This is a genomic window from Pseudomonas sp. PHC1 (assembly GCF_046487845.1).
Taxonomy (GTDB): Bacteria; Pseudomonadota; Gammaproteobacteria; order Pseudomonadales; family Pseudomonadaceae; genus Aquipseudomonas; species Aquipseudomonas sputi.
Genome location: NZ_JBJXHJ010000020.1, coordinates 70,793 through 87,301, shown reverse-complemented (window position 1 = coordinate 87,301; position 16,509 = coordinate 70,793). Strand labels below are relative to the sequence as shown.

The window sequence follows — 16,509 nt, the reverse complement described above, 5'->3', positions numbered from 1 at the left end:
AAAACGCCAGCCCTCTCGAGGCTGGCGTTTTTGTTTCAGACCACCAGATTGTTCATCTCGCAGTATTCATCCCACTCGACGCCCAACACTTCGGCCGCTTCCTTGTGCAGTTCCAGGCGCTTGGCCTCGAACTCCTCAGGGGTGCTGGTGTACTTGAGGGTCAACTCCCACGGCTGCAGGCCCTGGGCTTCGGCTTCATCTTCGAACGCCCACTGGATCTGGTCTTTCTGATCATCGGGACTCAGGTCCTTGATCTCGTCCATCAGCTGGGGCGCATCAAGCTTGTACTTTTCCAGCGCTTGTTCGTGGCGTTGCTCTTGGGTCAATTCAGTCATGGCGTTCTCGCTGATCATAGGAATGGAAGATGGATGTGGATCATCAAGGATCTCTCTGACGCGGACTGTCCGGCCTTCGGAACCATTCGGGATCATCTGAAAACTGCTGGGCGATGCTCATGCAGACAACGAATATAGGACGTTTGGCGAGCGAATTACACGGGACTTTACATCTCTCCCACAAAAAGTTGACCGGGGGAACATAAACCGGATTTCGCAGGGGGAGCAGGAAGAAGGGAAAGCGAAATGGTGCCCGAGACAGGAATCGAACCTGCGACCTTCGCGTTACGAGTGCGCTGCTCTACCGGCTGAGCTACACGGGCGGTCGGCTAAACCTAGCACTGGTCTTGCAGGTCGGCAACTTCGCCGAATGACTCGATGTTTCACGGACAAAAAAATACCCCGCCGTTTCACGGCGGGGTATTTTCATTGCGCTGCAACTGCGGGGTGATTAAACGCCCGAAGCCTTGGCAGCGGCCACGTCTTTGATGGACAGCTTGATACGGCCGCGGTTGTCCACGTCCAGTACCAGCACTTCCACTTCCTGGCCTTCTTTCAGGATGTCGGTCACTTTCTCTACGCGAGCGTCACTCAGCATCGAGATGTGAACCAGACCGTCCTTGCCCGGCAGGATGTTGACGAATGCGCCGAAGTCGACGATGCGCTCAACCTTGCCGACGTAGATCTTGCCGATCTCGGCCTCTGCGGTGATCCCCAGAACGCGCTGACGTGCTGCTTCAGCCGCTTCCTTGGTTTCGCCGAAGATCTTGATCGAGCCATCGTCTTCGATGTCGATCGAAGCCTTGGTTTCTTCGCAGATCGCACGGATGGTCGCGCCACCTTTACCGATAACGTCACGGATCTTGTCGGTGTCGATCTTCATCGCGATCATGGTCGGCGCGTTGGCCGACAGTTCGGTACGCGACTGGCCGATGATCTGGTTCATCTGGCCGAGGATGTTCAGGCGCGCTTCCAGGGCCTGGCCCAGAGCGATTTCCATGATCTCTTCGGTGATGCCCTTGATCTTGATGTCCATCTGCAGCGCGGTCACACCTTTGGCGGTACCGGCCACTTTGAAGTCCATGTCGCCCAGGTGGTCTTCGTCACCCAGGATGTCGGTCAGGACAGCGAACTTCTCGCCTTCTTTAACCAGACCCATGGCGATACCGGCAACCGGTGCCTTCATCGGAACGCCAGCGTCCATCAGGGCCAGGGAAGCGCCGCAAACGGAAGCCATCGAGCTCGAACCGTTGGATTCGGTGATTTCCGATACCACGCGGATGGTGTACGGGAACACGTCAGCGGCTGGCAGCATGGCCGAAACCGAACGACGGGCCAGACGGCCGTGACCGATTTCGCGACGACCGGCGCCCCCCATGCGACCACACTCGCCCACCGAGAACGGAGGGAAGTTGTAGTGCAGCATGAACGGGTCTTTTTTCTCGCCTTCCAGGGTGTCCAGTAGTTGCGCGTCGCGGGCGGTACCCAGCGTTGCGACGACCAGAGCCTGGGTTTCACCACGGGTGAACAGCGCCGAACCGTGAGTCTTCGGCAGTACGCCGACTTCGATGTTCAGCGGACGTACGGTACGGGTGTCGCGACCGTCGATACGTGGCTTGCCGTTTACGATGTTCTCGCGAACGGTGCGGTATTCGATTTCGCCGAAAGCGGCTTTGACGTCGGCAGCCGAAGGCTGGCCTTCTTCACCGGAGAGCTTGGCAACCACCTGGTCACGCAGCTCGCCCAGACGCGCGTAGCGGTCGGCCTTGATGGTGATGGTGTAAGCCTGGGAGATCGCTTCGCCGAACTCGGAACGGATAGCGGCCAGCAGCTCGGTGGCTTCTGGAGCAGGTGCCCAGGTCCAGGTTGGCTTGGCAGCTTCGGCAGCCAGTTCTTTAACGGCGTTGATCACGACCTGGAACTCGTCGTGAGCAAACAGTACTGCGCCCAGCATCTGGTCTTCGGTCAGCTCTTTGGCTTCCGATTCAACCATCAGTACGGCGTCCGAAGTACCGGCAACGACCATGTCCAGGCTCGAAGCAGCTTGCTGCTCGTAGGTCGGGTTCAGCAGGTAGCCGGTGCTTTCGTGGAAAGCAACGCGAGCGGCGCCGATCGGACCGTCGAACGGAATGCCGGAGATCGCCAGGGCAGCCGAGGTACCGATCATCGCAGCGATGTCCGGATCGGTTTTCTTGCTGGTGGAAACGACGGTGCAGACAACCTGCACTTCGTTCATGAAACCTTCAGGGAAGAGTGGACGGATCGGACGGTCGATCAGTCGGGAAGTCAGGGTTTCTTTCTCGGAAGGACGGCCTTCACGCTTGAAGAAACCGCCAGGGATCTTGCCGGCAGCGTAGGTCTTTTCCTGGTAGTGAACGGACAGAGGGAAAAAGCCCTTGCCCGGATCGGCTTGCTTGGCACCGACTACGGTCACCAATACGCTGACGTCATCGTCAACGGTGACCAATACTGCGCCGGAGGCCTGACGGGCGATACGGCCAGTCTCGAGGGTAACGGTCGACTGACCGAACTGGAATTTTTTGATTACCGGGTTCACGGTGTCCTACCTTCTTTGTGGCTCTTGGGGGAACTGGTTTCTTGCGAAATTCTTGGGCAATGCCGGGAATCGGCCCGACGCCTGTCCAGGGTAAAACGTGTATCCAGATAAAACTTGAGGCTGGGAGCCTGCCGGACGCCGGCGGAAACCCGCTGACGTCTGACAGACAACCAACCTCATAGCGCAATCGCTGATTAGCGACGCAGACCCAGGCGAGCGATCAGAGCGCTGTAACGGCTCACGTCCTTGCCTTTCAGGTAGTCCAGCAGCTTGCGACGCTGGTTAACCATGCGGATCAGACCACGACGGGAGTGGTGGTCTTTACCGTTGGCCTTGAAGTGACCTTGCAGTTTGTTGATGTTGGCGGTCAGCAGTGCAACTTGCACTTCTGGCGAACCAGTGTCACCAACAGCTTGCTGGTAGTCGGCAACGATTTGAGCTTTTTCTTGAACGTCGAGAGCCATGAGGCAATCCTTTTATCAGGAAACCGTTTCAAAAACAGTTTCAACAGGCCAGGGACAAATCCCTGTATCTATAAATGAGTAGTGACCGTGCCTGTTGACAGCCACACTCGCCGGCCTGCTGTTACACAGACCGGTTTCCGGTCATTCTGACCGAATCAGTCGACGCGGCGCGATGCGCCCGTCTTCGCTCACTTCACCGATACCGATGAAGCGACCATTGTGATCCTGTACCCGCACCATGCCGAACTTCGGAGCATCCGGAGCACGTACCGGCTGGCCGTTGAGCCAGTAGAACGCGCTCGCTTCCGAGAACTGCAGCAACGGCCAATCCTGCAGGCCGCTGTCCGATGGCATCAGGAAGCGGTCGACCGCTTCGTTGCCGCCTTCGGCATGTACCGCTTCCAGCTCTTCGAGGGTCACGGTCTGCGCCAGGGTGAAAGGCCCGGCCTGAGTACGACGCAGCTCAGCGACGTACGCACCACAACCGAGTTGCTCACCGATATCCTCCACCAGGGTGCGAATATAGGTGCCCTTGCTGCAATCCACCGCAAGGCGCGCAGTATCGCCTTCGAAGGCCAGCAATTCCAAGCGCGCAATAGTAACAGAACGCGGTTCGCGCTCCACTACTTCGCCTGCACGGGCCAACTTGTACAGCGGCTGGCCATCACGCTTGAGAGCCGAGTACATCGGCGGTATCTGACTGATTTGCCCACGAAATTTCGGCAGAACCGCTTCAATGTCGGCCTGACCAACGGTCACCGGACGCTCCTGCAAAACCTCGCCTTCGGCGTCCGCCGTCGTGGTGGTCTTGCCCAGTTGCGCCAGGGTTTCGTAACCCTTGTCGGAATCGAGCAGGTATTGCGAGAACTTGGTGGCCTCGCCAAAGCACAGCGGCAGTACGCCGGTGGCCAGGGGATCGAGACTGCCGGTGTGACCGGCCTTCTCGGCATTGAGCAGCCAGCGAACCTTCTGCAACGCGGCGTTGGAGGTGAACCCCAGCGGCTTGTCGAGCAGGATGATGCCGCTGACGTTACGACGGATACGTTTGACCTGAGCCACCGAGTTACTCCTTGGTGTCTTCGGGTGCTGCCGCAGCCACGTGCTGATTGTCTTCAGCCACGGCGCGCTCGATCAGGGCCGACAGGTGCGCGCCCCGCACGACGCTTTCGTCGTAGTGGAAGTGCAATTGCGGCACGCTGCGCAGCTTCATTTCGCGAGCCAGCTGCATGCGCAGGAAACCGGCGGCTGCATTGAGCACCTTGATGCTTTGTGCGATGTCTTCGGCGTTGTCCTGCCCCATCACGGTGATGAAGATCTTCGCGTGACCGACGTCACGGCTGACTTCCACAGCAGTAATGGTGACCAGGCCGACGCGCGGATCTTTGACTTCACGACGGATCAGTTGGGCCAGCTCACGCTGCATCTGATCGCCGATACGTTGGGTACGGCTGTATTCTTTTGCCATGATTTGTTACCTGTTACCGCCCTGCGGTGAAACCCGCAAGGTCTGAAAGCGGCAAACGCCCGGCCTGACAAAAGCCAGACCGGGCGTTGCGTTTAGAGTCCTGACGTCGTGCCGCGCACTTGCATGCGGCGGCCCGACGTGGCCCTTGAAGTGCGCGAGTCAGAGGCTGCGAGCAACCTGAACCTTCTCGAAGACTTCGATCTTGTCGCCGACTTTGACGTCGTTGTAGCTCTTCACGCCGATACCGCATTCCATGCCGGCACGTACTTCGGAAGCGTCATCCTTGAAGCGGCGCAGGGATTCCAGCTCGCCTTCGAAGATCACGATGTCTTCACGCAGTACACGGATCGGACGGTTACGGTGCACAACACCTTCGATCACCATGCAACCAGCGATCGCGCCGAACTTAGGCGAACGGAATACGTCACGGACTTCGGCCACACCGAGGATGTTCTCGCGAACGTCGCTGCCAAGCATACCGGTCAGGGCTTTCTTGACGTCTTCGATGATGTCGTAGATCACGTTGTAGTAACGCATGTCCAGACCTTCCTGCTCGACAATCTTCCGTGCGCCAGCATCGGCACGCACGTTGAAACCGAACAGTACAGCGTTGGAAGCCAGTGCCAGGTTGGCATCGGACTCGGTGATACCACCGACGCCGCCACCGACCACGCGCACTTGCACTTCGTCGTTGCCCAGGCCATTCAGAGCGCCCTGCAAGGCTTCCAGCGAACCACGGACGTCGGATTTGAGGACGATGTTGAGCGTCTTCTTCTCTTCCTGACCCATGCTTTCGAAGATGTTTTCCAGCTTACCGGCGTGAGCGCGAGCCAGTTTGACTTCGCGGAACTTGCCTTGACGGAACAGAGCCACTTCACGGGCTTTCTTCTCGTCGGCAACCACGCTCATCTCGTCGCCAGCGTCAGGCGTACCGTCCAGACCGAGGATCTCGACCGGAATGGCCGGGCCCGCTTCCTTGATCGGCTTGCCGTTCTCGTCGAGCATGGCGCGCACGCGGCCATAGTTCGAGCCGACCAGCACCATGTCACCTTGACGCAGCGTACCGTCCTGAACCAGAACGGTCGCCACCGGGCCACGGCCCTTGTCGAGACGCGATTCAACCACAACACCACGACCAGGAGCCGAAGGAGTGGCGGTCAGTTCGAGAACTTCAGCCTGCAGCAATACGGCTTCAAGCAGTTCGTCGACGCCGGTACCCATCTTCGCCGAAACCGGAACGAATGGAGTGTCGCCACCCCAGTCTTCAGAAGTCACGCCGTGGGCCGACAATTCGCTGCGGATGCGATCGAGATCTGCACCAGGCTTGTCGATCTTGTTCACCGCAACCACCAGCGGAACGCCGGCAGCCTGAGCGTGCTGAACCGCTTCGATGGTTTGTGGCATCACGCCGTCGTCCGCTGCAACCACCAGGATCACGATGTCGGTCGCCTTGGCACCACGGGCACGCATGGCGGTAAACGCGGCATGACCCGGGGTGTCGAGGAAGGTGACCATGCCGCGTTCGGTTTCAACGTGGTATGCACCGATGTGCTGGGTGATACCGCCGGCTTCGCCAGCAGCCACCTTGGCACGACGGATGTAGTCGAGCAGCGAGGTCTTACCGTGGTCAACGTGACCCATTACGGTAACAACCGGCGCACGAGGAACCGCTTCACCTTCAAACTTCAGGGATTCGGCGAGGGAATCTTCCAGGGCGGTGTCGCTGACCAGGGTCACTTTGTGGCCCAGTTCTTCGGCTACCAGTTGAGCAGTTTCCTGATCAAGCACTTGGTTGATGGTCGCTGGTGTACCCAGTTTGAACATGAACTTGATGATTTCGGCAGCCTTGACCGACATCTGCTGGGCGAGATCGCCAACAGTGATGGTTTCGCCGATCTTCACTTCACGCACGACAGGGCCGGTCGGGCTCTGGAAACCGTGGGCGTTGCGTTTCTTCAGCTTGGCCTTGCCGCGACCGCCGCGACGGAAGCCATCGCTTTCTTCGTCGGTCGTGCGTGGCGCCACACGTGGAGCCGGAGCCTTTTCCTTGACCGATGCGCGATGCGGAGCGTTTTTGCGCTCGCCATCACCACCGCCACGACGGTTGTTGTCGTCAGCACGTGGTTTGTCCGGACGGCGCTGTTCGTCACGCTTGCGAGTGTCGGCAGCTGGCGCAGCAGCCACAACCGGCGCGGCTTCGCGCACTGGTTCGGCCACTGGCGCAGGAGCCGCGACAGCTTCGGCAGGAGCGGACGCCGCAGCAGGCTGGCGACGCGCTTCTTCTTCGGCGCGAACGCGGGCTTCTTCTTCAGCCTTCTGACGGGCAGCATTTTCTACTGCGCGACGTTCATCCAGTTCACGCTTGCGCTCGGCTTCGATTTCTTCCGGGCTGCGCTGTACGAAAACTTTCTTCTTGCGGACTTCAACGCTGATGCTTTTGCTGCCAGCCACACGCAGGGTGCTGGTGGTTTTACGCTGCAGCGTGATCTTGCGTGGTTCTTCCACTTTCGCCTTGTGGCTGCTTTTCAAGTGGGTCAGCAGGGATTGCTTCTCACTGTCAGTCACATTTTCTTCGGCGGCGGTGTGCGGCAGACCTGCCTCACGCATCTGCTGCAACAGGCGCTCTACCGGTGTTTTGACCTCATCGGCCAGTTGTTTCACCGTGACTTGCGTCATGCACTTCTCTCCTCAGGCCGCGCCTAATTACTCGAACCAGTGGGCTCGGGCGGCCATGATCAACTTGCCGGCACGATCATCGTCAATGCCGTCGATGTCGAGCAGATCGTCAATAGACTGCTCGGCCAGGTCTTCGCGGGTAATTACGCCGCGCACCGCCAGTTCCATCGCCAAATCCTTGTCCATACCCTCAAGCGAGAGCAGGTCTTCGGCCGGATGGGCGTCTGCCAGCTTTTCCTCAGTAGCGATGGCTTTGGTCAACAAGCGATCCTTGGCACGAGCACGAAGCTCGTTGACGATGTCTTCGTCAAAGCCGTCGATGTTGAGCATTTCTTCCAACGGTACGTAGGCAATCTCTTCCAGGCTGGTGAAGCCTTCGTCTACCAGCACCTGAGCCAGTTCTTCGTCGACTTCCAGCTCGTCGATGAAGTTGCGCAGGATGTCGCCGGTTTCCGCTTGTTGCTTAGCCTGGATGTCCGATTCGGTCATCACGTTCAGGGTCCAGCCAGTCAGCTGGCTCGCCAGACGCACGTTCTGACCACCGCGACCGATGGCCTGAGCCAGATTGTCCGCGCCAACGGCGATGTCCATGGCATGGGCATCTTCGTCAACGATGATGGCCGCCACTTCTGCCGGCGACATGGCATTGATCACGAACTGTGCCGGGTTGTCGTCCCACAGGACGATGTCGACACGTTCGCCACCCAACTCACCCGACACGGCCTGGACGCGCGAACCGCGCATACCGATGCACGCGCCCTGCGGGTCGATGCGTTTGTCCTTGGAGCGGACAGCGATCTTGGCACGCGAACCCGGATCACGGGATGCGGCCATGACTTCAATCAGGCCTTCAGCAATTTCCGGCACCTCGATACGAAACAGCTCGATCAGCATTTCCGGCGCGGTACGCGACAGGATCAACTGAGGGCCACGGTTCTCGGTGCGGATTTCCTTGAGCAGCGCACGCAGGCGCACGCCAACACGGAAGGTTTCGCGAGAAATGATGTCTTCACGGGCGAGCAACGCTTCAGCGTTATTACCCAGGTCGACGATCACGTTGTCGCGGGTCACTTTTTTCACGGTGCCGGAGATGATTTCTCCCAGGCGCTCGCGATAGGCGTCAACCACTTGTGCACGCTCGGCTTCGCGCACTTTCTGCACGATGACCTGCTTGGCGGTCTGTGCAGCGATGCGGCCGAACTCGATGGACTCGATCTTTTCTTCAACAACGTCGCCAACCTTGGCGCCAGGGTGCGTTTCAGCAACCTTGCTCGGCCAGGTTTCGATGGCCGGATCATCGAGATCATTCTCTTCGACGACCGTCCAGCGACGGAAAGTTTCGTAAGAACCGGTGTGGCGGTTGATTTCCACACGCAGATCAACTTCGTCTTCAAAACGCTTTTTGGTAGCAGTGGCCAGAGCCAGCTCCAGCGCTTCAAAAATTACGCTTGCCGGTACACCCTTTTCATTGGATACCGACTCAACAACCAGCAGTACTTCTTTGCTCATCGTACGCCTCGCCTTTCGCAAGCCATTGGATCCGCGGGATCCGCGTCTCAGTCAAAACTGGGAATAATGTTGGCCTTGTCGATCATATCGATCGGCAACAGGAATTCATGGTCATCTACCTGCACCACGACGTCCTGCTCTTCTACACCGCGCAGAAGGCCCTGAAAGTTGCGTCGACCTTCAAAAGGCGAGCGCAGCTTGATCTTCACTTGTTCACCGACATATTTGGCAAACTGCTCAAGAGTGAACAGTGGGCGTTCCATGCCTGGCGAGGAAACTTCAAGGGTGTATTCAACGGAGATCGGATCTTCAACATCCAGCACACCGCTGATCTGACGGCTGACGATGGCACAATCGTCCACCAGTACGCCGCCTTCCTTATCGATATAAACGCGCAACATTGAGTGACGACCTTGAGCCGAAAACTCAATACCCCAGCATTCATAGCCCAGGGCCACGACCACCGGGGCCAGCAAGGCCTGCAACTCTTCTAGCTTGCTCGACACCTGAACCCCCTCGTGCATGTATGTGCATGCTATGCAAAATAAAAAAATGGGCGAAACGCCCATCCTTGAAACGCCGTCGAACAGCGGCGTTGAAAGTGTCCAGCTAACAAAAAGCCCCTTAAAAGGGGCTCCTTAAACTGGTTGCGGGGGCCGGATTTGAACCGACGACCTTCGGGTTATGAGCCCGACGAGCTACCAGACTGCTCCACCCCGCGACAAAGCTGGGGCGGAAGTATACGACCGATCCCTTATAGGGTCAATGCAACCTTCCACCTGCAAGAAAGCCCGCAACAGCGGGCTCTCCTGACTAATTGGTACCGAGAAGGGGACTCGAACCCCTACACCCTATGGGCACAACCACCTCAAGGTTGCGTGTCTACCAATTCCACCACCTCGGCAATACTACGTTTGAAACCCTTCTTACTTCTGCTCTTGAGCTGGAGGCACGTCAGTCGCTGGAGTAGCCGACTTTTGCTCTTGAAGCACCGGGACATCATCAGAAGCCGGTTGTTGCTTTGGAACTTCCAACACTGCCGGATCTGGAAGACCTGCCTGAGTCAGCTGATGAGCTTTCTCTTTAGCAAAGTATCCTAACCCCAAGCTGGTTATGAAGAAACCGGCGGCAAGTATAGCAGTAAACTTACTAAGAAAGGTAGAGGAACCTTGGCTTCCGAATACAGTATTTGAAGCACCTGCACCGAAAGACGCGCCAGCGTCCGCACCTTTACCCTGCTGCAGCAAAACCAGAGCAACTACGCCCAATGCACCCAGCAGATGAAAAACGACTACGACTGTTTCCAGCATTTTTTCAGTTTCCCGCGGCGCGACAAATCGCACCGAACTCATCTGCATTCAGGGAAGCTCCACCAATGAGCCCCCCATCGATATCCGGCATGCCGAACAGTTCGACCGCATTGGCCGCCTTCACGCTGCCGCCGTATAGAAGCCGCACACCTCGTGCCACTTCAGAATTCTCTGCCGCCACCTGCTCGCGAATGGCCTTATGCACATCCTGAGCCTGTTGCGGCGTTGCAGTCAGTCCAGTACCAATCGCCCAGACCGGCTCGTAAGCGATCACTGCATTGGCAAAAGCACCGACACCCAGCTCTTCTATGATGCTGCCCAGCTGACGCCCGACAACTTCAAGAGTTTTTCCAGCTTCACGTTGCTCCAGGGTTTCCCCTACACACAACACCGGAATCAAGCCACATGCCTGCGCCGCTGCGAACTTGCGGTTCAGCATTCCGTCCCGCTCACCCATGATCTGGCGGCGCTCGGAGTGCCCGACAAGCACCAGGGAACAACCTGCATCCACCAACTGACTCGGCGCAATCTCGCCCGTCAACGCACCTTGCATGGATTCCACCGCAGAGTTCTGCGCACCGACCGAAATCGATTTGCCTTTCAAGCCATCAATCACTTGATTGATATACAAGCAAGGCGGGAACACCGCGACATCAACACCGCTTGGCAAGGCCAGATGACGAAGGCCGTTGATCAGCTCAGCGACGCTGGCGCGGGTACCGTGCATCTTCCAGTTACCAGCTACCATAGGGCGACGCATGCTGTACCTCGTCGGTCAAAGTGGGCGCAGATGTTACCCAACACAATCATGGCTGGCAAGCCGAATCAGGCAGAAACTTCAGTTACCAGTTTTGCCAGTTCTTCGGCATAGCCACGAACCTGGATTTCGTCCTCGCCTTCGACCATCACACGCACCAGAGGCTCTGTCCCGGACTTACGCAAAAGCACACGCCCGCGCCCCGCCATCGCCTGGGTTACGCGCGCGCTCGCCTCCTTGACAGCCGGGTGCTCCAGCGGACTGTCGCCACCGCCGAAGCGCACGTTGATCAGCACCTGAGGACACTTACGCAGGGCCTGACGAGTTTGCGCCAGACCTTCGTTGCGTGTTTTCAGTGCCATCAGCACCTGCAACGCCGCAATGATCGCATCGCCAGTCGTCGTGTGGTTGAAGCAAACGACATGTCCGGAGTTCTCGCCCCCGACCAGCCAATCGCGCTCCAGCAACTCGGCAATCACATAGCGATCGCCGACATTTGCACGCACAAAAGGAATACCCAGATCCGCCAGAGCCAACTCCAGACCCAAATTGCTCATCAGCGTACCGACAACACCGCCCTGCAATTTGCCTCGCTCATGCAGATCGCGCGCAATGATGAAAATCAGCTCGTCACCATCGACTATCGCACCGGTGTGATCGACCATCAGCACTCGGTCGCCATCGCCATCGAAGGCGATACCCAGATCGGCATGCTCGGACAACACCGCCGCCTGCAATTGCCCCATATGCGTGGAGCCACAGTTGTCATTGATGTTCAGCCCGTTAGGCTGAGCCGACAGAACGACGACCTCGGCACCCAGCTCACGGAAAACACTCGGGGCGACCTTGTAAGTGGCACCGTGCGCACAGTCGATGACAATCTTCAGGCCGGAGAAATTGGTACCGGTCGGCACGGAGCTCTTGCAGAACTCGATATAGCGACCGGAAGCATCATTGATTCGCGACACTTTGCCAATCTTGCTCGACTCGACGACAGTCATTGGCGTATCGAGCAATTCTTCAATCATCAGCTCCAGCTCATCGGGAAGCTTGGTGCCCTTGCCGGAGAAAAACTTGATGCCGTTATCGTCATGCGGATTGTGCGACGCGCTGATCACGATCCCGGCCTCAGCCTGGAAGGTACGCGACAGGTAGGCGATAGCTGGAGTCGGCATCGGGCCGAGCAGCATTACATCGGCGCCGGCAGATGTCAGGCCAGCCTCAAGTGCCGATTCGAACATGTAGCCGGAAATCCGCGTGTCTTTACCGACCAGCACCTTGCAGGCACCCATTTTGCGGAAGGCCATACCGGCAGCCCAGCCGAGCTTGAGCATGAAGTCCGGAGTGATCGGATACTCCCCGACGCGCCCACGAATGCCGTCGGTACCAAAATATTTCTTGCTCATAAGTGCTCCATCATTCTTATTCGGCTGATTCCACGGCTGCGAGCATGCGCACCACATCCACCGTTTCTGCCACATCATGGACGCGCAATATACGCGCGCCTTTCACCGATGCCAGTGCAGCCAGTGCCAAACCGCCATACAGACGCTCACCCACCGGGCGATTCAATGCATAGCCGATCATGCTTTTGCGCGAAACGCCCACCAACAGTGGTCGCCCCAACGCATGCAGGGCCTCCATATGCTTGAACAAGCTTAGATTGTGCTGCGGGGTTTTGGCGAAGCCGAAGCCCGGATCAAGAATGATTCGCTCGGCCGGAATGCCTGCCACTTCGCATTGAGCCATGCGTTCGGCAAGAAACTCACCCACTTCCCGGGTAACATCCTGATAACGCGGATCATCCTGCATATCGCCAGGTTCGCCGAGCATATGCATCAGACACACCGGCAGCCCCGTGGCTGCGGCCGCATCAAGCGCACCGTCCCGCCGTAGCGAGCGAACGTCGTTGATCAAGCCGGCACCCAACCGTGCCGTTTCGCGCATGACCGCCGGAGTGGACGTATCGACCGATATGACCACATCGAGTTCGCGGTTGATCAGCTCGACGACGGGCGCGACACGCTCCAACTCCTCCAATGGAGAAACCGCCCGCGCACCTGGCCGGGTCGATTCGCCCCCCACATCAATCAGCGTCGCGCCTGCGGCGACCATGGCTTCAGCATGACGCAAAGCCGCATCGAGCTGACTGTATCGGCCACCGTCCGAAAAAGAATCGGGCGTGACATTGAGAATGCCCATGACATGCGTCCGGGCCAAATCAAGAACCCGGCTGCCGCAAGGCAACCGGGTCAGGGACTGTACAGAAGTCATTTCAAACCTTAAACGTCGGCAGCCGGACCGCCAATCGGTGTTTCCGGACGCTCGCCCTGAATGACAGGTGGCGTGCCAGTACCGGTACCGCCCGACCAGTCGCGAGGCTCGCGAGGTGTGCGACCGGCCATGATGTCGTCGATCTGCTCGGCATCGATCGTCTCGTACTTCATCAGGGCATCCGCCATGGCATCGAGCTTGTCGCGGTTATCCGTGAGGATCTGCTTGGCGGTGCCGTAGCACTGATCGATGATGCTGCGCACTTCGGAGTCGATCAGCTTGGCTGTCTCGCCAGAGAAGCTGGCATTCTGACCGCCACCGCCGCGACCGAGGAATACTTCACCCTCTTCTTCGGCATACATCAACGGACCGAGTTTTTCCGACAGCCCCCACTTGGTCACCATATTCCGCGCAATCTGACTCGCACGCATGATGTCGTTGGAAGCCCCGGTGGTCACGCCGTCAAAGCCCAATGTCATCTCTTCAGCAATACGGCCGCCGTACAGCGAGCAGATCTGGCTGATCAGCGCACGCTTGGACAGGCTGTAGCGATCTTCTTCCGGCAGGAACATGGTCACGCCCAGCGCACGACCGCGCGGGATGATCGAGACCTTGTAGACCGGATCGTGCTCGGGTACGACGCGCCCCACAATGGCATGGCCTGCTTCGTGATAAGCGGTGTTCTGCTTTTCCTTCTCGGACATGACCATGGATTTGCGCTCGGCGCCCATCATGATCTTGTCTTTGGCCAGTTCGAATTCTTTCATTTCGACGATGCGCTTGCCGGCACGGGCAGCGAACAGCGACGCCTCGTTCACCAGGTTCGCCAGATCGGCACCGGAGAAACCCGGGGTACCACGTGCGATAACGGCCGGAGCAACGTCGTCACCCATTGGCACTTTACGCATGTGAACCTTGAGGATCTGCTCGCGACCACGGATGTCCGGCAGGCCAACCACCACCTGACGGTCGAAACGACCAGGACGCAGCAACGCCGGGTCCAGCACATCAGGACGGTTGGTTGCGGCGATGACGATGATGCCGTCATTCATTTCGAAACCGTCCATCTCGACCAGCAACTGGTTGAGAGTCTGTTCACGCTCGTCGTGACCGCCACCCATACCGGCGCCACGATGGCGACCAACGGCATCGATCTCGTCGATGAAGATAATGCATGGTGCGTGCTTCTTGGCCTGCTCGAACATGTCGCGAACGCGACTGGCACCGACACCGACGAACATTTCGACGAAGTCCGAACCGGAAATGGTGAAGAACGGCACTTTTGCTTCGCCGGCAATCGCCTTGGCCAGCAACGTTTTACCGGTACCCGGAGGACCGACCATCAGCACGCCGCGGGGAATGCGGCCGCCCAGACGCTGGAACTTGCCCGGATCACGGAGGAACTCGACCAGCTCACCCACTTCTTCCTTGGCTTCGTCACAACCGGCAACGTCAGCCAGGGTGGTTTTCACCTGATCTTCCGACAGCAGACGAGCCTTGCTCTTGCCGAAGCTCATCGGTCCGCCCTTGCCGCCCGCGCCGCCCTGCATCTGGCGCATGAAGAACATGAACACCGCGATGATCACGAGGATCGGAAAGCTGGCTACCAGAAGCTGGGTCCAGATACTTTGCTGTTCAGGCTGCTTGCCTTCGACCACAACGTGGTTGTCGACCAGGTCACCGATCAGGCCATTGTCCTGGATTGCCGGACGAATGGTCTTGAAGCTGTCGCCATCGTTGCGTTTGCCGGTAATCACGTAACCGTCGACGGCCACGCGCTCGACCTTGCCATCCTTGACCTGCTGGATGAAGTCGGAATAGTTGAGGGTCTGCGGCTCGTTAGGGCTGGAGAAGTTGTTCATCACCGTCACCAGGACTGCCGCGATGATCAACCACAGGATCAGATTCTTTGCCATATCGTTCAATTAACTACCCTCTGAAGCAAGCTCCGCTACTGGCGCGCGCTTCGCATGATATTCACCGGCCTAACTTACTACATTACCTACAGCTCTGGCAGGCGCCGTCTGTAACCCTTTGTGAAACACTTTCTACACAATATTCGCTTATGCGCGCGGGGCGAAATACGAAAAACCTATCACCCCACCAAAAAACCTCGCTTTACTCGCTACGACTGCGATAGCCCCAAGCCAGCATATATTGCTCGCGAGAGCTGCCACGAGAGGAATCCGGCTTGATCATCTGGATCTTGTCGAACTTCTTGCGAGCGTCCTTCAGGTAGGTATCGAACCCCTCGCCCTGAAAAATCTTGATCAGGAAATTACCGCCCGGCTTGAGTATCCGCTCCGCCAGATCAAGCGCCAGCTCACAAAGAAACATGGCTTTTGGCATGTCCACTTCAGGCGTACCACTCATATTGGGGGCCATATCGGAAATCACAAGGTCCACCTGCGAATTACCTACGGCCTCAAGGATCCGGGCGAGCACTTCGTCCTGAGTGAAGTCGCCCTGGATGAAAGTCACGTCCGGAATACTGTCCATTTCCAGGATGTCCGAAGCGATCAGACGCCCCTGGCCACCGATCAGCCGACTGGTGACCTGAGACCAGCCGCCAGGCGCCGCGCCCAGATCGACGACGCTCATGCCCGGACGGATCAGTTTGTATTTTTCCTGGACCTCCAGAAGCTTGTAACTCGCACGCGAACGGTAACCGTCCTTCTGCGCCTGCTTCACATAGGGATCATTGACATGTCTTTTCAGCCAACCAAGGCTTGTCTTGGAACGCGCCATTGGGCACCTCGTTGATTAGGGTCGTGATTAATTGGGCGGATCCACGAGCCCTCGGGTAAAATGGCCGCCATTTTACAGAATCCAGACGAAAGGGTCAGATTATGCCGCTCACTCCAGAGCAGAAGAAACAGTACAAATCCATTGGCCACCACCTGAAGCCAGTTTTGACGGTGGCTGACAACGGTTTGACTGAAGGTGTTTTAGCCGAACTCGAACGCGCATTGGCAGATCACGAACTGATCAAGATCAAGCTCAACATCCTCGATCGCGAGGCGCGTCTGGCGTCCGTTGCAGAGCTGTGCAAGGTCGGCAAGGCCGATCTGGTTCAAGTCATCGGCAAGATGGCACTGATTTACCGCAAGAACTTCAGCGTCAACAAGCAGCTGTCGAACGTCCATCGCTTCAAGTGATGGC

Annotated in this window: 15 protein-coding genes and 3 tRNA genes; 1 reads left to right on the top strand and 17 read right to left on the bottom strand. The window is 57.9% G+C overall.

Annotation, left to right across the window (positions count from 1 at the left end):
* Positions 1-35: 35 nt before the first annotated feature.
* From ACKJSM_RS22115 to rlmE, 17 genes are all read right to left on the bottom strand, one after another.
* Positions 36-335: a DUF6388 family protein gene (locus tag ACKJSM_RS22115; protein WP_236181461.1), complete on the bottom strand. Its 300-nt coding sequence runs from the start codon at positions 333-335 to the stop codon at positions 36-38.
* 247 nt (positions 336-582) lie between these two features.
* A tRNA-Thr gene (locus ACKJSM_RS22110) sits at positions 583-658 on the bottom strand.
* A 128-nt stretch (positions 659-786) separates the two neighbouring features.
* Positions 787-2,892: a polyribonucleotide nucleotidyltransferase gene (gene pnp, locus ACKJSM_RS22105; protein ID WP_011332410.1), complete on the bottom strand. Its 2,106-nt coding sequence runs from the start codon at positions 2,890-2,892 to the stop codon at positions 787-789.
* Between the two features lie 194 nt (positions 2,893-3,086).
* Entirely contained in the window at positions 3,087-3,356 is a 270-nt protein-coding gene (gene rpsO, locus ACKJSM_RS22100) for a 30S ribosomal protein S15 (RefSeq protein WP_011332409.1), read from the bottom strand.
* A gap of 141 nt (positions 3,357-3,497) precedes the next feature.
* The gene (gene truB, locus ACKJSM_RS22095) at positions 3,498-4,415 is read right to left on the bottom strand and encodes a tRNA pseudouridine(55) synthase TruB (RefSeq protein WP_007953739.1); all 918 of its coding nucleotides are present in this window, start codon (positions 4,413-4,415) and stop codon (positions 3,498-3,500) included.
* A 4-nt stretch (positions 4,416-4,419) separates the two neighbouring features.
* Positions 4,420-4,821, bottom strand: a complete 402-nt coding sequence (rbfA, locus tag ACKJSM_RS22090; RefSeq protein ID WP_230735372.1) for a 30S ribosome-binding factor RbfA — start codon at positions 4,819-4,821, stop codon at positions 4,420-4,422.
* A 159-nt stretch (positions 4,822-4,980) separates the two neighbouring features.
* Positions 4,981-7,497 carry a translation initiation factor IF-2 gene (gene infB / locus ACKJSM_RS22085; RefSeq protein WP_236181460.1) on the bottom strand — a complete coding sequence of 839 codons (2,517 nt, stop codon included), beginning with the start codon at positions 7,495-7,497 and terminating at the stop codon, positions 4,981-4,983.
* Between the two features lie 27 nt (positions 7,498-7,524).
* A complete protein-coding gene (gene nusA / locus ACKJSM_RS22080; RefSeq protein WP_003221546.1) occupies positions 7,525-9,006 on the bottom strand; it encodes a transcription termination factor NusA in 1,482 nt (493 codons plus the stop codon).
* 47 nt (positions 9,007-9,053) lie between these two features.
* A complete protein-coding gene (rimP, locus tag ACKJSM_RS22075; protein WP_039769696.1) occupies positions 9,054-9,512 on the bottom strand; it encodes a ribosome maturation factor RimP in 459 nt (152 codons plus the stop codon).
* 138 nt (positions 9,513-9,650) lie between these two features.
* Positions 9,651-9,727 (bottom strand) — tRNA-Met (locus ACKJSM_RS22070).
* A gap of 97 nt (positions 9,728-9,824) precedes the next feature.
* A tRNA-Leu gene (locus tag ACKJSM_RS22065) sits at positions 9,825-9,910 on the bottom strand.
* A 22-nt stretch (positions 9,911-9,932) separates the two neighbouring features.
* The gene (secG, locus tag ACKJSM_RS22060; RefSeq protein WP_016771756.1) at positions 9,933-10,316 is read right to left on the bottom strand and encodes a preprotein translocase subunit SecG; all 384 of its coding nucleotides are present in this window, start codon (positions 10,314-10,316) and stop codon (positions 9,933-9,935) included.
* A gap of 4 nt (positions 10,317-10,320) precedes the next feature.
* Entirely contained in the window at positions 10,321-11,076 is a 756-nt protein-coding gene (gene tpiA, locus ACKJSM_RS22055) for a triose-phosphate isomerase (protein WP_236181459.1), read from the bottom strand.
* A gap of 65 nt (positions 11,077-11,141) precedes the next feature.
* Positions 11,142-12,479 carry a phosphoglucosamine mutase gene (gene glmM, locus ACKJSM_RS22050; RefSeq protein WP_236181506.1) on the bottom strand — a complete coding sequence of 446 codons (1,338 nt, stop codon included), beginning with the start codon at positions 12,477-12,479 and terminating at the stop codon, positions 11,142-11,144.
* A 16-nt stretch (positions 12,480-12,495) separates the two neighbouring features.
* The gene (gene folP, locus ACKJSM_RS22045; RefSeq protein ID WP_410238843.1) at positions 12,496-13,347 is read right to left on the bottom strand and encodes a dihydropteroate synthase; all 852 of its coding nucleotides are present in this window, start codon (positions 13,345-13,347) and stop codon (positions 12,496-12,498) included.
* A gap of 8 nt (positions 13,348-13,355) precedes the next feature.
* Positions 13,356-15,263, bottom strand: coding sequence for an ATP-dependent zinc metalloprotease FtsH (ftsH, locus tag ACKJSM_RS22040; RefSeq protein ID WP_011332403.1), 1,908 nt, complete (start codon positions 15,261-15,263; stop codon positions 13,356-13,358).
* Positions 15,264-15,465: 202 nt separating this feature from the next.
* Positions 15,466-16,095, bottom strand: coding sequence for a 23S rRNA (uridine(2552)-2'-O)-methyltransferase RlmE (gene rlmE / locus ACKJSM_RS22035; RefSeq protein ID WP_410238842.1), 630 nt, complete (start codon positions 16,093-16,095; stop codon positions 15,466-15,468).
* A gap of 101 nt (positions 16,096-16,196) precedes the next feature.
* On the opposite strand from rlmE, the gene ACKJSM_RS22030 reads away from it, so the two are divergent.
* Positions 16,197-16,505 carry a YhbY family RNA-binding protein gene (locus ACKJSM_RS22030; RefSeq protein ID WP_011332401.1) on the top strand — a complete coding sequence of 103 codons (309 nt, stop codon included), beginning with the start codon at positions 16,197-16,199 and terminating at the stop codon, positions 16,503-16,505.
* Positions 16,506-16,509 lie beyond the last annotated feature (4 nt).

What these genes read in the sequence shown, in the direction of transcription:
- ACKJSM_RS22115 (WP_236181461.1), bottom strand. Translation starts at nt 335, where the DNA reads ATGACTGAATTGACCCAAGAGCAACGCCACGAACAAGCGCTGGAAAAG.
- rpsO (WP_011332409.1), bottom strand. Translation starts at nt 3,356, where the DNA reads ATGGCTCTCGACGTTCAAGAAAAAGCTCAAATCGTTGCCGACTACCAG.
- rbfA (WP_230735372.1), bottom strand. Translation starts at nt 4,821, where the DNA reads ATGGCAAAAGAATACAGCCGTACCCAACGTATCGGCGATCAGATGCAG.
- infB (WP_236181460.1), bottom strand. Translation starts at nt 7,497, where the DNA reads ATGACGCAAGTCACGGTGAAACAACTGGCCGATGAGGTCAAAACACCG.
- nusA (WP_003221546.1), bottom strand. Translation starts at nt 9,006, where the DNA reads ATGAGCAAAGAAGTACTGCTGGTTGTTGAGTCGGTATCCAATGAAAAG.
- secG (WP_016771756.1), bottom strand. Translation starts at nt 10,316, where the DNA reads ATGCTGGAAACAGTCGTAGTCGTTTTTCATCTGCTGGGTGCATTGGGC.
- tpiA (WP_236181459.1), bottom strand. Translation starts at nt 11,076, where the DNA reads ATGCGTCGCCCTATGGTAGCTGGTAACTGGAAGATGCACGGTACCCGC.
- glmM (WP_236181506.1), bottom strand. Translation starts at nt 12,479, where the DNA reads ATGAGCAAGAAATATTTTGGTACCGACGGCATTCGTGGGCGCGTCGGG.
- folP (WP_410238843.1), bottom strand. Translation starts at nt 13,347, where the DNA reads ATGACTTCTGTACAGTCCCTGACCCGGTTGCCTTGCGGCAGCCGGGTT.
- ftsH (WP_011332403.1), bottom strand. Translation starts at nt 15,263, where the DNA reads ATGGCAAAGAATCTGATCCTGTGGTTGATCATCGCGGCAGTCCTGGTG.
- rlmE (WP_410238842.1), bottom strand. Translation starts at nt 16,095, where the DNA reads ATGGCGCGTTCCAAGACAAGCCTTGGTTGGCTGAAAAGACATGTCAAT.
- ACKJSM_RS22030 (WP_011332401.1), top strand. Translation starts at nt 16,197, where the DNA reads ATGCCGCTCACTCCAGAGCAGAAGAAACAGTACAAATCCATTGGCCAC.